The following is an 18,570-nucleotide window of genomic DNA, read 5'->3' as shown; positions in this document are numbered from 1 at the left end:
ATCATCTACTATTATGGCAACAACAAGCTACTTTCCCACGGTGGAAAAGATCAAGTTCGAAGGCAAGGATTCGAAAAACCCGATGGCGTTCCGCTACTACGATCCCGAGAAGGTCGTGAAGGGCAAAAAAATGAAGGACTGGTTCAAGTTCTCGATGGCGTGGTGGCACACCCTCTGCGCCGAGGGCGGCGACCAGTTCGGCGGCGGCACCAAGACCTTCCCGTGGAACGCGGCGGCATGTCCCGTCGAGCGCGCCAAGGCCAAGATGGACGCCGGATTCGAGTTCATGCAGAAGATGGGCATCGAGTACTACTGCTTCCACGACGTGGACCTCGTGGACGAGGCCGCCACGCCCGAGGAGTATGAGAAGAACCTCCGGGAGATCGTCGCCTACGCCAAGCAGAAGCAGGCCGAAACCGGCATCAAGCTGCTGTGGGGCACGGCCAACGTCTTCGGACACGCCCGCTACATGAACGGCGCCTCGACCAACCCCGACTTCGACGCCGCGGCCCGCGCCATGTTGCAGATCAAGAACGCCATCGACGCCACGATCGAGCTGGGCGGCGAAAACTACGTCTTCTGGGGCGGCCGCGAGGGCTACATGTCGCTGCTGAACACCGACATGAAGCGCGAGAAGGAGCACATGGCCACGATGCTCCGCATGGCCCGCGACTACGCCCGTTCGAAGGGCTTCAAGGGCAACTTCCTGATCGAGCCCAAGCCGATGGAGCCGATGAAGCACCAGTACGATGTCGATACGGAGACCGTGATCGGTTTCCTGCGCGCCCACGGGCTCGACAAGGACTTCAAGGTCAACATCGAGGTCAACCACGCCACGCTGGCCGGCCACACCTTCGAACACGAACTGCAATGCGCCGTGGACGCCGGGATGCTGGGTTCGATCGACGCCAACCGCGGCGACTACCAGAACGGCTGGGACACCGACCAGTTCCCGATCGACCTCTACGAGATGGTGCAGGCCATGATGGTCATCGTCCGCGGCGGCGGCCTCCAGGGCGGCGGTACGAACTTCGACGCCAAGACCCGCCGCAACTCGACGGACCTCGAAGACATCTTCATCGCCCACATCGCCGCGATGGACGTGATGGCCCGCGCGCTGCTGATCGCCGCCGACATCCTCGACAACTCGCCCTACGAGAAGATGCTCGCCGAGCGTTACGCCTCCTACGACCAGGGCGAGGGCAAAGCCTTCGAGGAGGGCAGACTCACGCTCGAACAGGTCGCCGACTACGCCCGCAAGCACGAACCCGTGCAGCGGAGCGGCAAGCAGGAGCTCTACGAGGCGATCGTAAATATGTATATCTAATCGTTCCGGGGGTGCGGCATTACGGCCGCACCCCCGGAACTCCTTAAAATACTCCGAACCTATGACTTCAAACCAACAAACCGGCAGCCGCGCCTACCTCTTCTCCATCGTTCTGGTGGCGATCATCGGCGGACTGCTCTTCGGTTACGACACGGCCGTCGTGTCGGGCGCCGAACAGGCCCTCGACCAGTTCTTCCGGAGCGCCGCGGACTTCACCTACACGTCGTGGATGCACGGCTTCACCGCTTCGAGCGCGCTGATCGGCTGCGTCATCGGCGGTGCGATCTCGGGGCTGCTGGCTTCGCGCTTCGGGCGCAAACGTTCGCTCGTCATGGCGGCGGTGCTCTTCTTCATCTCGGCCGTCGGTTCGTGGCGGCCCGAGAGCGGCATCCTCCCCTACGGCGAGGCTTCGCTTCCGCTGCTGGTGTCGTTCAACATCTACCGCATCATCGGCGGCATCGGCGTCGGACTGGCCTCGGCCGTCTGCCCGATGTACATCGCCGAGATCTCCCCGGCGAAGATCCGCGGCACGCTCGTCTCGTGCAACCAGTTCGCCATCATCTTCGGCATGCTGGTCGTCTATTTCGTCAACTACCTGATCCGCAACCAACTCGGCGACACGGGCGAAGCCATCCAGGCCGCCATGATCCAGATCGGCTGGCGGCGGATGTTCCTCTCCGAGGCTTTCCCGGCGGGCGCCTTCTTCCTGCTGATCATGCTCGTGCCCGAAACCCCGCGGTTCCTCGCCCTGAGGGGCTGCGACGCCAAGGCTTTCGCCGTGCTCGAACGCATCAACGGCACGGCCGAGGCACGCTCGATCCTCGACGACATCAAGGCCACGGTGCACGAAAAGCGCGAAAAGCTCTTCGCCTACGGCACGGCCGTGATCCTGATCGGCATCCTGCTGTCGTTCTTCCAGCAGGCCATCGGCATCAACGTCGTGCTCTACTACGCCCCGCGCATCTTCGAGAACATGGGCGCTTCGGGCGACGCCTCGATGCTTCAGACCGTCGTCATGGGCATCGTCAACATCATCTTCACCGTCGTGGCGATCTTCACCGTTGACAAGGTGGGCCGCAAGCCGCTGCTCATCATCGGGTCCGCGGGCATGATGATCGGCATGGCGGCCCTCGCGGCGTTGTCGTTCTCCGACACCATCGGCATCGCGGCGCTGGTGTTCATCATCCTCTACACCGCGTCGTTCATGATGTCGTGGGGTCCGATCTGCTGGGTGCTCATCTCGGAGATCTTCCCCAACACCATCCGGTCGCAGGCCGTGGCCATCGCCGTGGCGGCGCAGTGGATCTCGAACTTCCTCGTGTCGGCGACCTTCCCGTCGCTGAGCGCCTGGAGCGTCGGCGGCACCTACTGCATCTACGCGCTGATGTCGCTCGCCTCGGCGGTCTTCGTCTGGCGGTGGGTCCCCGAAACCAAGGGCAAGACCCTCGAAGAGATGTCGAAACTCTGGAAGGCTTAAAAACCCTTTTCAGGGGCGAAGGAAAGGAATCGCATTTCCTAATCCATATCTCCGCGCCTGCACCGTTCAAATTACAGCCGTTACAAGGGTGAGTGCCCTATGTAACGGCTGTAATTGTAATTATGTAGCCCATTGATTAGGAGCACATATCAGCATAAGAAACGAGGAAACTGGCCTCCGCCCCTAAGACCCACTCAAGCGTGCGATGCTTCGCAATGACGGTGAAAGCGCGGAACCGGATGGAGAGCGTCCCGAAATTCCCGCCGCGCCTAAAGCCCACCTCTTAGGTGGATCAGCCCAGCTTCATCACGTCGTCGATGCCCATATCCTTATAGGTGGATTCGAGCTCCTCGCCGCGGTCCGAAATGACCAGCAGCTTGTCGCCCAGGTGCAGTTCCGTCTTGCCCTGCGGCACGAAATACTCCCCCTTGCGGCAGACCATCATCACCAGCGTGTTCTCGGGCAGGGTAATCTCTTTGAGCGTGTGCCCGCTGTCGAGCATCGACTCGTTGACCTCGACCTCCGTGAGCACCGACTTCATATCCTCGTGCATGTTGACATCGAACGCCGACTCCCGCTCCTCGTAGGCCAGCCCCAGCAGGTTGGCCATGCCGCTCACGGTCGTTCCCTGCACCACGAGCGAAATGATCGTCGAGAGGAACACCACGTTGAACAGCAGCCCGGCCTGCTCGACATCCGCCATCATCGGATAGATGGCGAAGAGGATCGGCACGGCGCCGCGCAATCCCACCCACGAGATATAAAGCCGCGCCTTGGTGGTGAAGCGCCGGAAAGGCAGCAGGCACGCGAAGACCGTGACGGGACGCGCCACGAGGATCATAAACGCGCCGACGGCGCAGCCCAGGATCAGCACCTCGGAACGGAACAACTCGTCGCTGTTGACGAACAGTCCCAGCGTGAGGAACATCACGATCTGCATCAGCCAGGTGAAACCGTCGAAAAAGACCGTCAGCGACCGTTTCTGCGTCAGTTTGTGATTGCCCACGACCAGACCCGCCAGATAGACGGCCAGATAGCCGTTGCCCCTGACGAGGTCGGTGAAGGCGAAGGCGAAGAAGATGAAAGCCAGCAGAAGCACCGAATAGAGCGAGTGGTTGGCGAGGTTGATCTTGTTGATCGTCCACACCGCCAGCCGGCCGATCAGGTAGCCCGACAGGGCGCCGACGATCATCTGGATCACGAAATAGACGATGCTCATGCCCATACCGACGCCGCCCGAGGTGTTCGTCACGATGCTGATCAGCAGAATCGTCATCATGTAGGCCATCGGGTCGTTCGAACCGCTCTCCAGCTCCAGCAGCGGGCGCAGGTGCTGTTTGAGTCCCTGTTTCTTGCTTCGCAGGATGGAGAACACCGACGCCGAGTCGGTCGAAGACATCGTGGAGGCGAGCAACAGGGCCAGCGGGAAGGAGATCTGCAATCCGATCCACGGCGCGATGAGCCACACGAAGCCCGCCAGCACCACGGCCGTCATCACCACCCCCACCGTGGCCAGCACGACGCCGGGCCCGATGATGGGCTTGATCTCCTGGAAAGAGGTATCCATACCGCCCGTGAAGAGGATGATGCAGAGGGCGATCATGCCCACGAACTGCGTCATATCGACCGAACGGTACGAGATGAAGTCCAGACCGAACAACATGCCCACTCCCAGAAAGAGCAGCAGCGCCGGGGCGCCGAAACGATAGGCGACCTTACCGGCCATCACCGCCACGAAGAGCAGCAAGGCTCCGACCAACACTACATTTTCACCACTGATGTCTATCATTCCGTATCTTTAATTTTTAACTGTTTGCATCTCGCGCCCGTCGGCAATGCGCAGTTCGGTCAGCGGCCTGTACTCCAGGTCGGCGTACTCGAACGCCTGCATGGCCGCGAAGCGGTTGTCGGGCGTCCGGTAAACGGCCACGGCCACGGCGGGCACCTGTGCGTGAGGCAGGGCGAAAAGCCGCTCCGCATCTCCCTGTGCGACGCACTCCCTGACCTCTGCGGCCAATCCGCGCTCGAAATAGAGCTCGTCGTAGCGCAGGTAACAACGCCCCGCACGGTAATAGGGCGCCCCTTCGGCGCTGAAAAACCGCGCCGCGAGGGTGATCATCCCCGCCAGCGCCAGCGATCCGCCGAGGAAAACCAGCGCCGAACGCATGTTGTTCGACAACTCTGCGCCGTAAACATGATTCAGAACCAACAAAACCACCCCCGCAACGAACAGTGCGGCAGGCAGCACGAGGGATTTGCGGCGTCGCACCACAACCTCCCCGGGCAAGGCGTACATCGCCTCGCATATTCTAATTTTATCCATATCTCTTTCATTATTTGACGTTTGCAACTCCGTTTTCCGGAACGGACGGAACCGTTCGGGGCATCCGGAACGCTAAATAATGAGCCGGCGCAGGCGGTAGACGTAATAGTCCACGGCATGCGGACCGACGGAGAGATCGTTGGATCGGTAGGTTGAAATAAGTTTGGCAACTCCCGTGCCGCCGCACGATGCGACGCAACGCAATGCAGCGCGTGCCGCCGTATGGAGACCTCCGCGCTGGAACATGGGTGCGGCCGGGGAGGCTTCCGCCTCCCGGAGAACACGGGGCTGGTTCAGGTCCGAATTGCAGATGCGTTCGCACAGCCACTGGTCGGCGGACGCATTGCCGCCCGAAAGCTCCGCCACGGGGGCCGTTCGGACGGTGCGCAAGCTCTCCCGGCTCTCCGAGAAGAGCAGGCAGCCCGCGAGGGCCAGCAATATGAAGAGCAGTTTGCGCATAGTTATTACAGAGAATCCGGTCTGATGCAAAGTTACGTTTTTTTCGGAAATGTCCGCGCCCCTGAGCGGAAAAGTTCACAAAAGGGACAAAATTATCCCGGCTAAGAGCCGGGTTTCAGGGTGCGGACAGCCTCTCAAGCCGCTTTCCAACCAATTCTGCGCCCGCCCGGCTAAGAGCCGGGTTTTAGGACGCGGACAGTCGCTCAACCGCTTTCCAACCGATTCTGCGCCTGCCCGGCTAAGAACTGGAATTAAGGGACGGCAACAGGTCATTCCGAGCGAACGAACGTGAGCGTGGGAATCCGATAGCAGTGTTGTAAGGCCACAACGTCCAGTCAGATTGCCTCGGCATCTGTGATGCCTCGCAATGACGGCAAAAGCGCGGAACTGGACGAAGAGTGTTCTGAAAAACCATCGCACCCTGAAACCCGCTTCTTAAGCGGGTGATGCCTCGCAATGACGGCAAAAGCGCGGAACATAGACAGCCCGGTTTCTTTCTGCACCCACTTTTGATTTCAGCTGCCATTTCCCGGTTTGCGATTATCCCCTCAGTCTTTTTGGCCAAGCTGATTATACGTCGTATTTCAACAGTTTCAGCAGGTCATCAACAGAAACATCCATCCTTTTGGAAACTTCTTCTAAAGTCATTCCGTTAGAGATGAATCTCTCTATGACCATTTTCATTTCTTCGCCGACTTCTATGAGATGTCCATCCAAATCGTAAAAGCGGATTACACGTTGTCCCCAATCATGTTCGATGACTCCACCTAAGAATGCGATTGCCGGATTGCCATTCAGTTTTTGCAGAAAGCCGTCAAAATCAGGCTCTTCAAAGGCGATTTCAACATTGTGAGGCTTTTTACAGACTTGTTCTTCGGGAATGCCAATGAGCCAATCGAAATCCTGCTGTAAAGCCAGACCGCAAGAGAACAAGACATTTCGTCCATAATCCTGGCAAACTTCCAACCCGAACAGGTCTTCGTAGAAACTTCGGGCTTTGTTTATATCCGACACGGATAAAACCGTACAACAATATCTCATAGTTTGTTTTTCCTGCGTTTGAGATCGGGATAAAATCGGCGCATCATCTCTTTCGTCTGTTCTACGGTCATATTTTGTCCCGGCCACTTGTTTATTTCATCGGTGAACTGGCGCAGGGGTCGATCATCTGCTCCATAGTCATGTCCTGCGCGAACCGGCCGTCCTTGCAGCAATAGATGCAATAATCCTCATTGGGGCTACCATCAGTATTCTGGTAATTATATAATTACCAAATCAAAAACTATTGGGGAATGAAGATGTAGGTGATCGTTCCCGTCTGCTTGGCGGGAGCCGTCTCGTCGATGTTGAACAGCGAAGACCGCGCCGCCCGCAACGCCGATTCGCGCATACATTCGTCGCCGCCCTCGACTACGCGCGCGCCGATGACCTCGCCGGCACGGTTCACCGTAATCGAAACCACTACGTCGCCGCCGCCTTCGCACAGGTAGGCCGGGACCTCCAGCCCGCGCGACGTGCGGACGGGATTCGTCAGCGAAAAGGAGACCGTCACACGGCGGTTGACCTTGCGGTCCTGATGCTCCGAACCGTCCTCCCTGCCGCGGCGCTCGCGGATGGCGCGCTCCTCGGCCAGCCCCTGTTCGTAAGCCTCGCGGTTGGCCTGCATCCGCGCCTCGGCCTCGGCCGCCGCCTGGTTCAGCGCCGCGGCGTTGGTTCCGCGGTCGTCCCGGAGCTTTTCGTTGAGGGCGTTCTCGTTCGACGCCTGGTTGCGGATGCTCCGCCAGTCGATCTCCTCCTGAGCCCGGCGCTCGCGCACCTCGCGTTCGAGACGCGCCTTCTCCTGCTCCAACTCGGCGAGCGACTGCAAATCGACGTACATTCCCTGCTGGTGGGAACGGGCCCCGACGACGATCTTCGACGACACGAAGACGATCATCAGCGCCAGATAGGCTATCAGCGTCACGCACAACCCGATACGATGGTCGTAAGCCCACGTTCCGGCATCTTCCCTGCGGTTGTCGAAAGGAAGCCGGAGCCGGGGCCGGCGGGGAGCCTGAGGTTTGCTGTCACACGGATTTTCGGTCATTGCTGTCGTTGGGAATTTCGAGCAAAAATAAGGCTTTTTACCGAAATTTTTAATATATTTGCGCGAAATATACAAGAAATTCCGCTTATGTCTACCAAACAACAAACGCTGAAAGCCCCGATCTCGTTCACGGGCAAGGGCCTTCATTCGGGCGTGAAAGTAACCATGACCATCAATCCCGCCGAAGCCGGCACCGGCATCGTGTTCCGCCGCACCGACATCGAAGGGCAACCCGTAATCCCCGCCCTGTGCGACCATGTCGTCGATACCTCGCGCGGCACGACCATCGAAGCCGGCGGACACCGCGTCTCGACCATCGAGCACGTCATGTCGGCGCTCTGGACGCTGGGCGTGGACAACGCCGTCATAGATATCGACGCCCCCGAAACCCCGATCCTCGACGGATCGGCCCGCGAATACGCCCGGGCCATCGCCGAAACGGGACTGACGGATCAGGACGCCGAACGCACGTTCTACCACGTGACCGAAAAGATGGTCTACACGATCCCCGAAAAGGGCGTGGCGATCATCCTCTACCCCGACGACGAATTCTCCGTCTCGGTGCACGTGGACTACAACTCGAAGGTCATCGGCAACCAGTACGCCACCTTCAACCCCGGCGACGACTTCACGAACAAGATCGCACCCTGCCGCACGTTCGTCTTCCTGCACGAACTGGAGCCGCTGATGAAGATGAACCTCATCAAGGGCGGCGACCTCGACAACGCCATCGTGGTGGTCGAGAACCCCGTGCCCGACGAACAGCTGGAGCACCTCAAGAAGCTCTTCGACAAACCCGACATCGAGATCAAGTCGGGCTATCTGAACAACCTCGAACTGCGCTGCAACAACGAACTGGCGCGCCACAAGCTACTGGACCTGCTGGGCGACTTCGCCCTGCTGGGCGTGCGGATCAAGGGCCGCGTGTGGGCCACCCGCCCGGGCCACTTCGCCAACACGGAGTTCATGAAGCAGCTCAAACATGCCATCCGCAAGGCCGGCGAAAAACCCCGCTTCACCTACGACTGCCGCAAACCGGCGCTGTACGACATCAACGACATCCGCCGCATGCTGCCCCACCGCCCGCCGTTCCTGCTGGTGGACCGCATCTTCCACCGCGACGAGACCGACGTGGCGGGTATCAAGAACGTGACGATGAACGAACCCTTCTTCGTGGGCCACTTCCCCGAGGAGCCGGTGATGCCGGGCGTGCTGATCGTCGAAGCTATGGCGCAGTGCAGCGGCATTCTGGTGCTGGGCGGCGTGGAGGACCCCGAGAACTACTCGACCTACTTCATGAAGATCGACGGCGTGAAATTCAAGCGCAAGGTCGTGCCGGGCGACACGCTGCAATTCGAAATCCACCTGCTGGAACCCATCCGCCGCGGCGTCGCCGTGGTCGAGGGCAAGGCGTTCGTCGGCGAGACGCTCGCCTGCGAGGCCGTGATGATGGCGCAGGTAGTCAAAAACAGAAAGTAAGAGATGATAAGCAACCTTGCCTACGTCCACCCCGACGCGAAGATCGGGGCGAACGCCACGGTGGAGCCTTTCGCCTATATCGCCGGCGATGTCGTGATCGGCGACGACTGCTGGATCGGCCCCGGAGCCGTGATCCACGACGGCGCACGCATCGGCAACCGGTGCCGCATCCACACCGCCGCGTCGGTCTCGTGTCTGCCGCAGGACCTGAAATTCGCCGGTGAGATCACGACCTGCGAGATCGGCGACGACAACGACATCCGCGAATACGTCACGATCAGCCGCGGCACCGCCTCGACGGGAACCACGCGCATCGGTTCGAACAACCTGCTGATGGCCTACGTGCACGTGGGACACGATGTCGTCATCGGCAGCAACTGCGTGATCGCCAACCGCGTATCGCTCGCGGGCGAGGTTCACGTCGGCGACTGGGTGGTGATCGGAGGACACGCCGCCGTACACCAGTGGACCCACATCGGGGCGCACTCGATGATTCAGGGCGGCACCCTGCTGGGACAGGACCTTCCGCCCTACGTCATCGTGCGCAACGACACGCTGCGCTTCGCGGGCATCAACAAGATCGGGCTTTCGCGCCGCGGCTTCACGCCCGAGCGCATCGCCGAGATCCACGACGCCTGCCGCATCCTCTTCCAGAGCGGCCTGAACTACCTGAACGGCTGCGACGAGGTCGAGAAGCAGATTCCGCAGAGCCCCGAACGCGACGCGCTGATCGAATTCATCCGCACCTCGAAACGCGGGATCATCAAACCCTACGAATCGAAATCGAAAGAGGAGTAAATTTTGCCTTTGAATATTGGTATATAGATTTTTTTTCGTATATTTGCGCTGTCGAAAGACAGAAGCAGGAGGTAAGGGGACGGTCAGTCCCCTTCTTTCATACTTAGGCACGAACAATTATTATGACGGATACGAAAAAAATAATCGAAGCGGCGGAACGCCACCTGGAAGGCACGGACCTGTTCGTGGTGGAGTGCACCTCGACGCCGGGCAACGACATCGAACTGACGATCGACAGCGACACGTCGGTAGGCATCGACGCCTGCGCGGAACTGAGCCGCGCCATCGAGGCGGAACTCGACCGCGAGGAGGAGGATTTCTCGCTGACGGTCATGTCGGCCGGCATCGGCTCGGAACTCCGCAGCCTGCGCCAGTACCGCAAACTCGTCGGCCGGCCGGCGGAGGTGCTGCTCACGAACGGCGTCAAAATCCTGGCCAAGCTGGACGAGGCGACGGAGGAAGGCATCACCCTCTCCTACGAAGAGAAGCAGGCCGTCGAGGGCAAAAAGAAAAAACAACTGGTGACGGTCACCCGCACCTACCCTTTCTCCGAGGTCAAATGGACGAAGGAGTGGCTGGATTTCAAATAGTACGAAACTGAAAACAAGATAACGACACAATGGACAATCTCAATCTCATCAGCAACTTTGCCGAGTTCAAAGAGCTGAAGAACATCGACAAATCGACGATGATCGGCGTATTGGAGGACGTTTTCCGCCATGCGTTGCAGAAACAGTATGAAACGGACGAGAATTTCGATGTCATCATCAACCCCGAGAAGGGCGACCTCGAAATCTGGCGCAACCGCACGGTCGTCGAAGACGGCGCCGTCGAGAACCCCAACACGCAGATCGCCGTGTCGGAGGTGAAGGCCATCGACCCGACCTACGAAATCGGCGACGACTATGCCGATGAGATCAAATTGCAGTCGTTCGGACGCCGCGCCGTGCTGTCGCTGCGTCAGAACCTCGCATCGCGCATCCTCGATCTGGAAAAGGCCAGCCTCTACGAGAAATATTCGGAGAAGGTCGGCGAGATCGTCACGGGCGAGGTTTATCAGGTTTGGAAGAAAGAGGTGCTGATCCTCGACGACGAGGAAAACGAGCTGATCCTCCCCAAGGCCGAGCAGATCCCCAATGACTTCTACCGCAAGGGCGACACCATCAAGGCGATCGTCAAGTCGGTGGAGATGAACAACAACCAGCCGCGCATCATCCTGTCGCGCACGGCCAACCAGTTCCTCGAACGGCTGTTCGAACAGGAGGTCCCCGAGATTTTCGACGGGCTGATCACCATCAAGAAGATCGTCCGCATCCCGGGCGAGCGCGCCAAGGTCGCCGTGGAGTCCTACGACGAACGCATCGATCCGGTGGGAGCCTGCGTCGGCATGAAGGGTTCGCGCATCTATTCGATCGTCAAGGAGCTGCGTAACGAAAACATCGACGTTGTGAACTACACGGCCAACCCGTCGCTGATGATCCAGCGCTCGCTCAACCCCGCCAAGGTCTCCTCGATCACCATCGACGAGGAGAAGATGACCGCTTCGGTCTACCTCAAACCCGACCAGGTGTCGCTGGCCATCGGCAAGGGAGGTCTCAACATCCGCCTCTCGAAGATGCTCACCGGCTACGACATCGACGTTTACCGCGAAATCGAGGAGGAGGACGTGGCGCTGACCGAATTCGCCGACGAAATCGACGGATGGATCATCGAAGCCCTGAAAGCCGCCGGCTGCGACACCGCCAAAAGCGTGCTGGAACTGCCCGTCGAGGAGATCGCCGCCCGCGCCGATCTCGAAATGGAACAGGCGCAGAGGGTCGTCGAGATTCTGAAAGCCGAGTTCGAATAATCCAAACCGAAAAAAGAGAAACAGACAAAATATGGGTAACGAAAGAAAATTAAGGCTCATTCAGGTTGCAAAGGAGTTCAACGTCGGTCTGAACACGATCACGGACTTCCTGCAAAAGAAGGGCATCAAGAGCGACGGATCGCCCAATACGCTGGTCGATGCGGACACCTATGCCGTTTTGGAGAAGGAGTTCGGGGCGAACCGCAGCGCTGCCGGCGCACGCGACTCGATCCGTGAGCGCATCTCCCTGAAACAGACGACCATCACCCTCGAAGAAGCCAAAAAGCAGGAGCGCGAGGAAGAAAAGGAGGTCGTCATCAAAAGCAATGTCATCAGCGTAAAGGACGAGATCCAGCAGCCGAAATTCCTCGGCAAGATCGACCTTTCGCCCAAACCCAAGGCCAAGGCGGCCCCGGCTCCGCAGCCCAAGGCGGAGGAGGCTCCGAAGGCTCCCGAAGCGCCGAAAGCCGCTCCGGCACCCGAGGTGAAGGCCGAAGCTCCCGCCCCGGCTCCGCAGCCCAAGGCGGAGGAGGCTCCGAAGGCTCCCGAAGCGCCGAAAGCCGCTCCGGCACCCGAGGTGAAGGCCGAAACTCCCGCCCCGGCTCCGCAGCCCAAGGCGGAGGAGGCCCCGAAAGCCCCCGAGGCACCCCAACCCGCAGCATCCGCACCGGAAGCTCCGAAGCCGGAGCCTCCGAAAGACAATATCTTCCGTCCGGAGACCGTGACCCTCACGGGTCCGCAGGTGCTCGGCACGATGGACGTGTCGGGCTTCGTCGCCGGCGGCAAGCACAAACGCAAACGGCTCCAAAAGGAAAAAGTGGATGTCAGCAAGGCCCCGAAGGGCAATGCGCAGGGCGGCGGCAACCGTCAGGGCCAGGGCGGGCAGAACAACCGTCCGGGCGGCCAGGGCCAGAACCGCAGCGGCCAGGGAGGACAGAACAACCAGCCCCGTCCGGGCGAAGGACGCCGTAACAAGGGCAAGAACGCCCCCAAACCGATCGTACGCCCCGAAGTGAGCGACGAAGAGGTATCGAAGCAGGTAAAGGACACCCTGGCGCGCCTGACGGCCAAGGGTGCCAAGAGCAAGAGTGCGAAATACCGCAAGGACAAGCGCGAAGCCGTGGCCGAACGCATGAACGAGGAGTTCGAACGCGAGGCAATGGAGCGCAAGACGCTCAAGGTCACGGAATTCGTGACCGTCAGCGAGCTGGCCACGATGATGAACGTCGCGCCGACGGAGGTCATCATGGCCTGCATGAACCTCGGACTGATGGTGTCGATCAACCAGCGTCTCGACGCCGAAGCGCTCGTGGTCGTCGCCGAGGAGTTCGGCTACAAGACCGAATTCGTCTCGGTGGAGATTCAGGAGGCCATCGCCGACGACAGCGAGGACAAGGAGGAGGATCTGGTGCCGCGCCCGCCGATCGTGACGGTCATGGGACACGTCGATCACGGTAAGACCTCGCTGCTGGACAACATCCGCAAAACCAACGTCATCGAAGGCGAGGCCGGCGGCATCACCCAGCACATCGGCGCATACAGCGTGGTGCTGAACGGACAGAAGATCACGTTCCTCGACACCCCGGGCCACGAAGCCTTCACGGCCATGCGTGCGCGCGGCGCCGCCGTCACGGACGTTGCCATCATCATCGTCGCAGCCGACGACAACGTCATGCCGCAGACCATCGAGGCGATCAACCACGCGCAGGCCGCCGGCGTGCCGATGGTATTCGCCATCAACAAGATCGACAAACCCAACGCCAACCCCGACCACATCAAGGAACAGCTCTCGCAGATGAACTACCTCGTGGAGTCGTGGGGCGGCAAATACCAGGACCAGGAGGTTTCGGCCAAGAAGGGCATCAACCTCGACAAACTGCTCGAAAAGGTGCTGCTGGAAGCCGAGATGCTCGACCTGAAAGCCAATCCCAACAAGAAGGCGCAGGGTACGGTCATCGAATCAACGCTCGACAAGGGCCGCGGCTACGTCTCGACGATCCTGGTGCAGAGCGGTACGCTCCGCGTCGGCGACGTGATCCTCTCGGGAACCTACACGGGCCGCGTGAAGGCGATGTTCAACGAGAACGGCAAGAAGGTGGAGACGGCAGGTCCCTCGACACCCGTGCAGGTGCTCGGTCTGAACGGCGCCCCGCAGGCCGGCGACACGTTCAACGTCATGGACGACGACCGCTCGGCGCGCGAGATCGCCAACAAGCGCGAACAGCTGGCCCGCATGCAGGGCATCATGACCCAGAAGCACGTGACGCTCGACGAGATCGGCCGACGCATCGCCATCGGCTCGTTCAAGGAGCTGAACATCATCGTCAAGGGCGACGTGGACGGGTCGATCGAGGCCATGTCCGGATCGCTCATCAAGCTCTCGAAGGAGACCGTGCAGGTCAACGTCATCCACGCCGCCGTGGGTCAGATTTCCGAGTCCGACGTTCTGCTGGCCGCCGCTTCGAACGCCATCATCGTCGGCTTCCAGGTGCGTCCGTCGGCATCGGCGCGCAAGCTGGCCGAGAAGGAGGAGATCGAAATCCGCCTCTACTCGATCATCTACGACGCCATCAACGACATCAAGGACGCCATCGAAGGCATGCTGGAACCCGTGATGAAGGAGGAGATCGTGGCATCGGTCGAAGTGCTCGAAATCTTCAAGATCACGAAGGTCGGAACCGTCGCCGGATGTATGGTCCGCGAAGGCAAGCTGCAACGCTCGACCCCGATCCGCGTCATCCGCGACGGCATCGTGATCTACACGGGCAAACTGGGTTCGCTCAAACGCTTCAAGGACGACGTGAAGGAGGTCGTGGTCGGACAGGACTGCGGTCTGAACATCGAATCGTTCAACGACATCCGTGTCGGCGACATCGTCGAAGGCTACGAACAGGTAGAAGTGAAACGCAAGTAATCCATAAAACTAACTACTTACAATCCATTGGCAGTAATGACTACTAAACCCATCCATTTCACCACGCCCGAGGAGGCCGTCAAGGTCATCAAATCGGGTGACCACGTGCACCTGAGCTCGGTGGCATCGGCACCCCAGTGTCTGATCAACGCCATGTGCAAGCGCGGCGAGGCCGGCGAACTGAAAGACGTACACGTCCATCACCTCCACACCGAGGGTCCGGCGCCCTATGCCGATCCCAAATTCGAGGGCGTGTTCCAACTCGACTCGTTCTTCGTGGGCGCCAACGTCCGCAAGGTGACGCAGAGCGGCCATGCCGACTATATTCCGATCTTCCTGAGCGAAACGCAGAAGCTGTACCGCTGCGGCGCCGTTCCGTGCAACGTGGCGATGATTCAGGTCTGCCCGCCCGACAAGCACGGCTACGTGTCGCTGGGTACGTCGGTGGACGCTACGCTGGCCGCCGTGGAGTGCGCCGACCACGTGATCGCCGTGGTGAACAAGTACGTTCCCCGCGCCTTCGGTCAGGCGATGATCCCGATGTCGAAGATCGACATCTTCGTGCAGGACGACACCCCGCTGATCGAAGCCAAGTTCTCGGAGCCGAACGAGGTCGAAACGGCCATCGGACGGAACTGCGCGGCGCTGATCGAAGACGGCGCAACGTTGCAGATGGGTATCGGAGCCATTCCGAACGCCGTGCTCAGCCAGCTGGGAGGCCACAAGAATCTGGGTATCCACACCGAAATGTTCGCCGACGGCGTGCTGCCGCTGGTGGAGAAGGGCGTCATCAACGGCGAAGCCAAGAAGACCGACCCGGGCAAGATGGTTTCGACCTTCCTGATGGGTTCGCAGCGCGTCTACGACTTTATCGACGACAACCCGGGCGTGCTGATGATGGACGTGGGCTATACGAACGATCCCTACATCATTTCGCAGAACGACCGCTTCGTGGCCATCAACTCGGCCCTGCAAGTAGACCTGACGGGCCAGGTTTCGGCCGACTCGCTGGGCACGAAATTCTGGTCGGGTGTGGGCGGTCAGATCGACTTTGTTTACGGAGCTTCGCTCTCGAAGGGCGGCAAGGCCATCATCGCCATGCCTTCGATCACCAACAAGGGCGTATCGAAGATCTGCCCGACGCTGCTCGACGGCGCCGGCGTGGTGACGACCCGCAACCACATCCACTGGTTCGTGACGGAGTTCGGCGCCGTGGATCTCTACGGCAAGACCATGCAGGAGCGTGCTCGCCTGCTGATCAGCGTGGCGCACCCCTCGGCCCGCGAGGAGCTCGACCGGGCGGCTTTCGAGCGCTGGGGATCGCATCACCACTACATCAAGGGATACATGGGATAATCCCCGTACGCAAAAATTCGAAGCGTCCCCGTTTTCGGGGACGCTTTTTTTGCCTATAAAATCAGAACTACCCGTTTTTTCCGTATGTTTGGCTTCGCCTTAGATACTCCGCCTTGGAAAAAATGCAAGCGAGCTTGCTCTTTTCTCTCGGCTTATTCGTATCTTTGCGCCGCCAAACATAATTTACACCATGAACAAACTTTTCTATCTGTTCGCAGCCGCACTCCTCGTTGCGGCATACCCGACGGGCGCTTCGGCCCAACTTAAAATCGGAGGTAAGAAACTCAATGCCGGAAAACTCCTCAGCGCCGGCAAAGACGTTGCCAAAGCCATCACGCTCAGCGACGACGACATCGCCCGTCTGAGCCGCGAATCGGTCGAGTGGATGGATGCCCACAACCCCGTGGTAGACGATTCGACGAGTTACGGCGCACGCCTCAAAAGGCTTACCGAAGGCATCACCGAGGTCGATGGCCTGCCGCTCAACTTCAAGGTCTACCTCGTGGTGGATGTCAACGCTTTCGCCTGCGGAGACGGTTCGATCCGGGTTTTCGCAGCCCTGATGGACCTGATGGACGACGACGAACTGATGTCGATCATCGGCCATGAAATCGGCCACGTGGTGCACGCCGACACGAAACACGCGATGAAAAACGCCTACCTCGCCTCCGCAGCGCGCAACGCCGCCGGAGCTGCCGAAGGCAGCGCGCTGGCCAAGCTCAGCGACTCGCAGCTGGGCGAGGTCGTAACGGCCTTCACCGATGCGCAGTTCTCGCAGAAACAGGAGTATGCCGCCGACGAATACGGCTTCGAGTTCGCCGTGAAACACGGTTTCAGCCCCTACGGCATGAGCAATTCGCTCAACAAGCTGGTCGAACTGTCCAAAGGCGCCAAAGCCTCCACGGTGCAGAAAATGTTCTCCTCGCACCCCGACAGCGAAAAACGCGCGGCCCGCATGAAAGAGAAAGCCGACGCTTACACCGCCGCACAACAATAATTCAGCGGCGATTCCGCACAGCCGCCCCTACTTTACAAAAACATCCGGACAATTCCGGATGTTTTTTCGTATACAGATTCTCAATCACCTATTTCAACGGCTGGCAGCCGGGGCAATAGTAGACGGCACCGCCCAGATAAGCCTCCTTCACGATCGGTCCGCCGCAAACCGGGCACGGCTCCGCGCAGGTGTTGCGCGAAAGTTGTACGGCATATCCGCCCGGTTTCCCGAAGAGGTCCTTCTCGGTATCGCGCCCGCCGCGGTCGGTCATCTCCCGCAGCACGCTTTTCAGCGTCCTGAAAAGCCGCTCCGCATCGGCATCCCCCAGCGTGGCGAGTTTGCGTTTGGGATGAATCCCCGCCCGGAACAGAATATCCTGCAAAACTCCGTTCCCGAGCCCCGGAATCCGCTGTTCCGTGGCCAGGAATGCCTTTGCCGAGAGGTTCTGCTTCGACGCGGCCCAAAGCCGGCTGAAATAACCAGCGTCGAACCGCTCCTCCAGCGGTGAACATTTCGTCCGGGCACCCTGATAATACGGGTTATCCGACTCGCCCGGAAAGGCATTGATCCCGCCGTACATCGCCACCGTACACACCAAAAAACTCCCGTCATCGAGGGTAACGAGCAACTGGTATTTCGCCGGAATCGGGTCCTCGCATCCGTAAAGCCGCAGGATCACGCCGTCCGAAAGAGCCAAGTGCATGTCGTTCTCCAACAGCACATCGACAAATGCCCCGCAACCCTCAGCCCCGACAATCTTCCGACCGGTCAGCAGCATCGGATATTCGAGCGGATCACCCGTATACCAGGTGAATTTATGGGGATGCGTGGCGTTGAACACACCGGTAACGGTACGGCCAGCCAGCGTTTCGCGGACTTGCCGCGCCACGGTCTGCGATTCGGGAATTTCGATCATCGTCTGAAAATTCAAAATATACATCCGTCCCGGTGAACCTCATAATCATAGGTCAGGACAGCGGCATCGGCCGTCAACTGCACGATCGGACCGATCATCCATCGGCCCAATATAGCAAGAATAATCCGATTCCCCAACCTCCGGGCACAAAAAGAAAACAAGTCCCCCTTCTCAACGTTGCGATTAAGCGAGGAGAAAGCCAAACTTGTTTGCTCTGCCGAACATGAGCAACGAAAAGGAACTTAAAGGGGATGGGATTGTCAATATAATGGCGGCACCGCCTTCAAGACCAGAGATGATTATATCCCGGGATGAAAAACAGCCCCTCCCGATAAGGAAAGAAGAAAGCCGGCCCCTTTATCAGGGACCGGCTTGAAGAGGCGGCTACCTACTCTCCCACGGGAAAACCGCAGTACCATCGGCGTTAGTGAGCTTAACTTCTCTGTTCGGAATGGGAAGAGGTGGGACCTCACTGCTATAACCACCTAAAAGAACCTGTGCTTCAATGTATCGAAGCCGTGCGAATACCTTTCGATATAACCCGTCGCACCCGGTAAGAGTTGACATATCGCGGAAATGAGATAAAGAA

16 protein-coding genes and 1 rRNA gene are annotated in these 18,570 nt (G+C 59.4%); 9 read left to right on the top strand and 8 right to left on the bottom strand.

The annotated features are described in order from the left end of the window. Positions 1-13: 13 nt before the first annotated feature. Entirely contained in the window at positions 14-1,327 is a 1,314-nt protein-coding gene (gene xylA, locus NQ519_RS11715) for a xylose isomerase (protein ID WP_026076576.1), read from the top strand. Positions 1,328-1,388: 61 nt separating this feature from the next. Then, positions 1,389-2,804 carry a D-xylose transporter XylE gene (xylE, locus tag NQ519_RS11710; RefSeq protein WP_019150970.1) on the top strand — a complete coding sequence of 472 codons (1,416 nt, stop codon included), beginning with the start codon at positions 1,389-1,391 and terminating at the stop codon, positions 2,802-2,804. A gap of 292 nt (positions 2,805-3,096) precedes the next feature. Here the strand turns inward: xylE and NQ519_RS11705 are convergent, their stop codons facing one another. From NQ519_RS11705 to NQ519_RS11680, 6 genes are all read right to left on the bottom strand, one after another. Continuing rightward, positions 3,097-4,593: a potassium/proton antiporter gene (locus NQ519_RS11705; RefSeq protein ID WP_026076577.1), complete on the bottom strand. Its 1,497-nt coding sequence runs from the start codon at positions 4,591-4,593 to the stop codon at positions 3,097-3,099. 9 nt (positions 4,594-4,602) lie between these two features. Continuing rightward, complete coding sequence (locus NQ519_RS11700) at positions 4,603-5,127, bottom strand: hypothetical protein (RefSeq protein WP_227901112.1); 525 nt, start codon at positions 5,125-5,127, stop codon at positions 4,603-4,605. Positions 5,128-5,199: 72 nt separating this feature from the next. Beyond that, complete coding sequence (locus NQ519_RS11695; protein ID WP_019150973.1) at positions 5,200-5,586, bottom strand: hypothetical protein; 387 nt, start codon at positions 5,584-5,586, stop codon at positions 5,200-5,202. Positions 5,587-6,156: 570 nt separating this feature from the next. Continuing rightward, positions 6,157-6,714, bottom strand: a complete 558-nt coding sequence (locus NQ519_RS11690; RefSeq protein WP_227901113.1) for a VOC family protein — start codon at positions 6,712-6,714, stop codon at positions 6,157-6,159. Between the two features lie 4 nt (positions 6,715-6,718). After that, on the bottom strand, positions 6,719-6,805 hold the full coding sequence (locus tag NQ519_RS11685; protein WP_227901158.1) for a zinc ribbon domain-containing protein: 87 nt from the start codon (positions 6,803-6,805) through the stop codon (positions 6,719-6,721). A gap of 63 nt (positions 6,806-6,868) precedes the next feature. Further along, a complete protein-coding gene (locus tag NQ519_RS11680) occupies positions 6,869-7,672 on the bottom strand; it encodes an energy transducer TonB family protein (protein ID WP_019150975.1) in 804 nt (267 codons plus the stop codon). Positions 7,673-7,759: 87 nt separating this feature from the next. On the opposite strand from NQ519_RS11680, the gene NQ519_RS11675 reads away from it, so the two are divergent. The 7 genes from NQ519_RS11675 to NQ519_RS11645 all read left to right on the top strand — a co-directional run bounded on the left by NQ519_RS11675 (position 7,760) and on the right by NQ519_RS11645 (position 17,065). Then, complete coding sequence (locus NQ519_RS11675) at positions 7,760-9,151, top strand: bifunctional UDP-3-O-[3-hydroxymyristoyl] N-acetylglucosamine deacetylase/3-hydroxyacyl-ACP dehydratase (RefSeq protein WP_019150976.1); 1,392 nt, start codon at positions 7,760-7,762, stop codon at positions 9,149-9,151. Between the two features lie 3 nt (positions 9,152-9,154). Next, complete coding sequence (gene lpxA / locus NQ519_RS11670; RefSeq protein WP_019150977.1) at positions 9,155-9,949, top strand: acyl-ACP--UDP-N-acetylglucosamine O-acyltransferase; 795 nt, start codon at positions 9,155-9,157, stop codon at positions 9,947-9,949. A 122-nt stretch (positions 9,950-10,071) separates the two neighbouring features. After that, a complete protein-coding gene (rimP, locus tag NQ519_RS11665) occupies positions 10,072-10,539 on the top strand; it encodes a ribosome assembly cofactor RimP (protein WP_019150978.1) in 468 nt (155 codons plus the stop codon). Positions 10,540-10,568: 29 nt separating this feature from the next. Continuing rightward, complete coding sequence (gene nusA / locus NQ519_RS11660; RefSeq protein ID WP_019150979.1) at positions 10,569-11,798, top strand: transcription termination factor NusA; 1,230 nt, start codon at positions 10,569-10,571, stop codon at positions 11,796-11,798. A 31-nt stretch (positions 11,799-11,829) separates the two neighbouring features. Then, positions 11,830-14,712, top strand: a complete 2,883-nt coding sequence (gene infB, locus NQ519_RS11655) for a translation initiation factor IF-2 (RefSeq protein WP_259810563.1) — start codon at positions 11,830-11,832, stop codon at positions 14,710-14,712. A 36-nt stretch (positions 14,713-14,748) separates the two neighbouring features. Further along, the gene (locus NQ519_RS11650; RefSeq protein WP_019150981.1) at positions 14,749-16,068 is read left to right on the top strand and encodes an acetyl-CoA hydrolase/transferase family protein; all 1,320 of its coding nucleotides are present in this window, start codon (positions 14,749-14,751) and stop codon (positions 16,066-16,068) included. A gap of 190 nt (positions 16,069-16,258) precedes the next feature. Continuing rightward, the gene (locus NQ519_RS11645) at positions 16,259-17,065 is read left to right on the top strand and encodes a M48 family metallopeptidase (protein ID WP_019150982.1); all 807 of its coding nucleotides are present in this window, start codon (positions 16,259-16,261) and stop codon (positions 17,063-17,065) included. A gap of 88 nt (positions 17,066-17,153) precedes the next feature. On the opposite strand, the gene NQ519_RS11640 is transcribed toward NQ519_RS11645, so the two are convergent. Next, positions 17,154-17,981 (bottom strand): formamidopyrimidine-DNA glycosylase, encoded by an 828-nt coding sequence (locus tag NQ519_RS11640; RefSeq protein WP_019150983.1) that lies wholly within the window; start codon positions 17,979-17,981, stop codon positions 17,154-17,156. A gap of 375 nt (positions 17,982-18,356) precedes the next feature. Beyond that, a 5S ribosomal RNA gene (rrf, locus tag NQ519_RS11635) occupies positions 18,357-18,470 on the bottom strand. Positions 18,471-18,570: the final 100 nt, after the last annotated feature.

The sequence above is a fragment of the Alistipes senegalensis JC50 genome (assembly GCF_025145645.1).
Lineage (GTDB): Bacteria > Bacteroidota > Bacteroidia > Bacteroidales > Rikenellaceae > Alistipes > Alistipes senegalensis.
This window is presented reverse-complemented; position numbering and strand designations above follow the sequence as displayed.